The 5,063-nt window shown below is 68.6% G+C and carries 4 protein-coding genes; all 4 read left to right on the top strand.

Features of this window, described 5'->3' with window-relative positions:
- The coding region (gene aceE / locus AC2VOR_RS20150) for a pyruvate dehydrogenase (acetyl-transferring), homodimeric type (protein WP_486964392.1) at nt 1-2,365 on the top strand (2,365 nt) is incomplete at its 5' end.
- A gap of 51 nt (nt 2,366-2,416) precedes the next feature.
- The gene (locus AC2VOR_RS20145; protein ID WP_369738218.1) at nt 2,417-3,742 is read left to right on the top strand and encodes a PucR family transcriptional regulator; all 1,326 of its coding nucleotides are present in this window, start codon (nt 2,417-2,419) and stop codon (nt 3,740-3,742) included.
- Between the two features lie 158 nt (nt 3,743-3,900).
- Nucleotides 3,901-4,809 (top strand): ACP S-malonyltransferase, encoded by a 909-nt coding sequence (locus AC2VOR_RS20140; RefSeq protein WP_486964391.1) that lies wholly within the window; start codon nt 3,901-3,903, stop codon nt 4,807-4,809.
- Between the two features lie 86 nt (nt 4,810-4,895).
- The coding region (locus AC2VOR_RS20135; protein WP_486964393.1) for an acyl carrier protein at nt 4,896-5,063 on the top strand (168 nt) is incomplete at its 3' end.

Here is a 5,063-nt window from a genome sequence, read left to right as displayed (position 1 = left end):
GGCGCTCTACGAGGTCGGGTTCAACCACTTCTTCCGCGGCAAGTCGCATCCCGGCGGCGGCGACCAGGTGTTCATCCAGGGCCACGCCTCCCCCGGGATCTACGCGCGCGCGTTTCTGGAGGGGCGCCTGACCGCCGACCAGCTCGACGGGTTCCGCCAGGAGCACAGCCACCCCGGCGGTGGGCTGCCATCCTATCCGCACCCGCGGCTGATGCCCGACTTCTGGGAGTTCCCGACGGTGTCGATGGGCCTGGGCCCGCTCAACGCCATCTATCAGGCGCGGTTCAATCACTACCTGCACGACCGGGGCATCAAGGACACCTCTGACCAGCACGTGTGGTGCTTTTTGGGCGACGGCGAGATGGACGAACCCGAGAGCCGCGGCCTGGCGCACGTCGGGGCGCTCGAGGGCCTGGACAACCTGACCTTCGTCATCAACTGCAACCTGCAGCGCCTCGACGGCCCGGTGCGCGGCAACGGCAAAATCATCCAGGAGCTGGAGTCGTTCTTCCGCGGCGCCGGCTGGAACGTCATCAAGGTGGTGTGGGGCCGCGAATGGGACGCGCTGCTGCACGCCGACCGCGACGGCGCGCTGGTGAACCTGATGAACACCACGCCCGACGGGGACTACCAGACTTACAAGGCCAACGACGGCGGGTACGTGCGGGACCACTTCTTCGGGCGTGACCCGCGCACCAAGGCGCTGGTGCAGAACATGAGCGACCAGGAGATCTGGAACCTCAAGCGCGGCGGTCACGACTACCGCAAGGTCTATGCCGCCTACCGCGCCGCCGTCGAGCACAAGGGCCAGCCGACGGTGATCCTGGCCAAGACCATCAAGGGCTACTCGCTGGGCGCGCACTTCCAGGGCCGCAACGCCACCCACCAGATGAAGAAGCTGGCACTGGAAAACCTCAAGTGCTTCCGCGACTCCATGCGGATCCCGAACAGCGACGACCAGCTCGACGAGGACCCCTACCTGCCGCCCTACTACCACCCCGGTTCCGACGCCCCCGAGATCCGCTACCTGCTCGACCGGCGCCGCACCCTGGGCGGATTCCTGCCGGAGCGCCGCACCAAGACCAAGGCGCTGCGGCTGCCCGGCCGCGAGACCTACGCCGCGCTGAAGAAGGGGTCCGGGAACCAGGAGGTCGCCACGACGATGGCGCTGGTGCGCACCTTCAAAGAGGTGATGCGCGACAAGGAAGTCGGGCCGCGGATCGTCCCGATCATTCCCGACGAGGCGCGCACGTTCGGCATGGACTCGTGGTTTCCGTCGTTGAAGATCTACAACCGGCTGGGCCAGCTTTACACCGCCGTGGACGCCGACCTGATGCTGGCCTACAAGGAGAGCGAAGTCGGGCAGATCCTGCACGAGGGCATCAACGAAGCGGGGTCGGTGGGGTCGTTCATCGCGGCCGGCACCTCGTATGCGACGCACAACGAGCCGATGATCCCGCTCTACATCTTTTATTCGATGTTCGGCTTCCAGCGCACCGGCGACGGCATGTGGGCCGCGGCCGACCAGATGACGCGCGGCTTCCTGCTGGGAGCCACTGCGGGCCGCACCACGCTGACCGGCGAGGGTCTGCAGCACGCCGACGGGCACTCGTTGCTGCTGGCCGCCACCAATCCCGCGGTGGTGTCTTACGACCCGGCGTTCGCCTACGAGATCGCCTACATCGTCGAAAGCGGGCTGGCCCGTATGTTCGGGCCGGACCCGGAGAACGTGTTCTTCTACATCACCGTCTACAACGAGCCCTACGTCCAGCCGCCCGAGCCGGACAACCTCGATCCCGAGGGCGTGCTGCGGGGCATCTACCGCTACCACACCGCCACCGAGCAGCGGGCCAACAAGGCCCACATCCTGGCCTCCGGGGTCGCCATGCCCGGGGCGCTGAAGGCGGCGGAGCTGCTGGCCGCCGAGTGGGACGTCGCCGCCGACGTGTGGTCGGTGACCAGCTGGGGCGAGCTCAACCGCGACGGCGTGGCCGTCGAGAAGGCCCGGCTGCTCCACCCCGACCGGCCCGCGAGCGTGCCCTACATCACCAAGGCGCTCGAGGGGGCCACCGGGCCGGTGGTCGCCGTGTCGGACTGGATGCGGGGGGTGCCCGAGCAGATCCGGCCGTGGGTGCCCAACACCTACGTGACGCTGGGCACCGACGGGTTCGGCTTCTCCGACACCCGCCCCGCCGCGCGGCGGTTTTTTAACACCGACGCCGAGTCGCAGGTGGTCGCGGTGCTCGAGGCGCTGGCGCGCGACGGCGAGATCGACCCGTCGGTGGCGGTCGCGGCTGCCCGGCAGTACCGCATCGACGACGTGCAGGCCGCCCCGGAACAGACGTCGGACCCCGGCGTGGCCTGAGGGCGCACCGCTTTGGCGGAAACTTCCTAAAAAAAGGCGTAGGTTTTAGGGGTGAACGACAACGCTTTCGCCGGTCCGTTTGCCAAGCATCCCCGGTCGCCCCTGGAGCTGCTGAACACCGTTCCCGACTCCGTGCTGCGCCGGTTGAAGCAGTACTCCGGCCGGCTGGCCACCGAGGCCGTCTCGGCCATGCAGGAGCGCTTGCCCTTCTTCGCCGAGCTGGAAGCGTCCCAGCGTGCCAGCGTGGCGCTGGTCGTGCAAACGGCGGTGGTCAACTTCGTGGAGTGGATGGGCGACCCGCACAGCAACGTCAGCTACACCGCGCAGGCCTTCGAGTTGGTACCCCAGGACCTGGCCCGGCGAATGCCGCTCCGCCACAGCGTGGACATGGTGCGGGTCACCATGGAGTTCTTCGAGGAGGTGGTGCCGCTGTTGGCCCGCTCCGAGGAGCAGCTGACCGCCCTCACGGTGGGGATCCTGAAGTACAGTCGCGACCTGGCGTTCACCGCCGCCACGGCCTACGCCGACGCGGCCGAGGCGCGCGGTACCTGGGACAGCCGCATGGAGGCCAGCGTCGTCGACGCGGTGGTGCGCGGGGACACCGGCCCCGAGTTGCTGTCCCGGGCGGCGGCGCTGAACTGGGACACCACCGCGCCGGCGACGGTGGTGGTCGGCACCCCCGCACCCGGTCGCGTCGACCCGGCCGGCACCGGCGATCCGGCCGGCAGCGAGCGCGCCAGCCAGGACGTCCGCGACATCGCCGCCCGGCACGGGCGGGCGGCGCTCACCGACGTGCACGGCACCTGGTTGGTGGCGGTCGTGTCCGGCCACTTGTCGCCGACCGATAAGTTCCTGACCGACCTGCTGAACGCGTTCTCCGACGGCCCGGTGGTCATCGGGCCGACGGCGCCCATGCTGACCGCGGCCTACCACAGCGCCAGCGAGGCCATCTCTGGAATGAACGCCGTCGCCGGCTGGAGCGGGGCGCCGCGGCCGGTGCAGGCACGAGAACTGCTGCCCGAGCGCGCCCTGATGGGCGACGCGTCGGCGATCGTGGCGCTGCACACCGACGTGATGGGACCGCTGGCCGACGCCGGGCCCACGCTGATCGAAACCCTCGAGGCCTACCTGGATTGTGGCGGGGCGATTGAGGCTTGTGCCAGGAAGTTGTTCGTTCATCCAAACACCGTGCGGTACCGGCTCAAGCGCATCACCGACTTCACCGGGCGCGATCCCACCCAGCCCAGGGACGCGTACGTGCTGCGCGTGGCGGCGACGGTGGGCCAGCTGAACTACCCCACCCATCCGGCCGGCGTAGCTGGCGGCGCCGTGACTCAGGTTCCGCTGCCGGTCCGGACCGGTGCGCCGCCGGCGTGAGCCCCCGGCGGGAGACAGTGACCCAAGCAACAGGTCTCGGAACGGTCTCGAACACATAGCTTCAAGAGCGGTTTTGTAGCCTCCATACAAAAACCTAAGACGAGGTTCATAATCTGTTACACCCGCCAAAACCGTTTCCACAGTGTTCTCTTAGACACGTGATCGCATTACTTGCGCCCGGGCAGGGTTCACAGACCGAGGGCATGCTGTTGCCGTGGCTCGAGCTGCCAGGCGCCGCCGACCAGATGGCCCTGTGGTCGAAGGCCAGCGGCCTGGATCTCGTGCGGCTGGGCACCAACGCCTCGACCGAAGAGATCACCGACACCGCGGTCGCTCAGCCGTTGATCGTCGCGGCCACACTGCTGGCCCACCAGGAACTGACCACGCGCGGGCTGCTCGCCGGTGCGGAGTTCATCGTCGCCGGTCACTCCGTCGGCGAGATCGCGGCCTACGCGATCGCCGGGGTGATGGGCGCCGACGACGCCGTGTCGCTGGCCGCCACGCGGGGCGCCGAGATGGCCAAGGCGTGCGCCGCCGAGCCCACCGGCATGTCCGCGGTGCTTGGCGGTGACGAGGCCGAGGTTCTGGCCCGCCTCGAGCAGCTCGACCTGTTCCCGGCCAACCGCAACGCCGCGGGGCAGATCGTGGCCGCCGGCGCGCTGACCGCGCTGGAGAAGCTCGCCGAGGACCCGCCCGCCAAGGCCCGGGTCCGCGCCCTCGGGGTGGCCGGGGCGTTCCACACCAAGTACATGGCGTCGGCCCTCGACGGCTACGCCGCCGCGGCGGCCGCGATCGCGACCGCCGAGCCCACCGCCACGCTGCTGTCCAACCACGACGGGAAGCCGGTGACCTCGGCGGCCGCTGGGATGGACACGCTGGTCGCCCAGCTGACCCAGCCGGTGCGCTGGGACCTGTGCACGCAGACGCTGCGTGAGCACGACGTGCAGGCGGTCGTCGAGTTCCCGCCCGCGGGCACTCTGACCGGTATCGCCAAGCGTGAACTTCGGGGAGTCACGGTCCGCGCCGTCAAATCACCCGCAGACCTGGACGCGTTGGTGGAACTCTGAGGGCCGGCTCGTCCGGCTTCAAGGCCGCTGCAACCAGATAGCACGTCAATCCGATTACCACACAACACATTACGAAGGGAATGGCCGTGGCCGTTAGTCAAGAAGAAATCATCGCCGGTATTGCCGAGATCATCGAAGAGGTCACCGGCATCGAGCCGTCCGAGGTCACCCCGGAGAAGTCGTTCGTCGACGACCTGGACATCGACTCGCTGTCGATGGTCGAGATCGCCGTGCAGACCGAGGACAAGTACGGC

It is taken from the genome of Mycobacterium sp. TH-M103 (assembly GCF_057473785.1).
The sequence above is the reverse complement of the archived record's forward strand: the minus strand, read 5'-3'. Positions and strand labels throughout refer to the sequence as shown.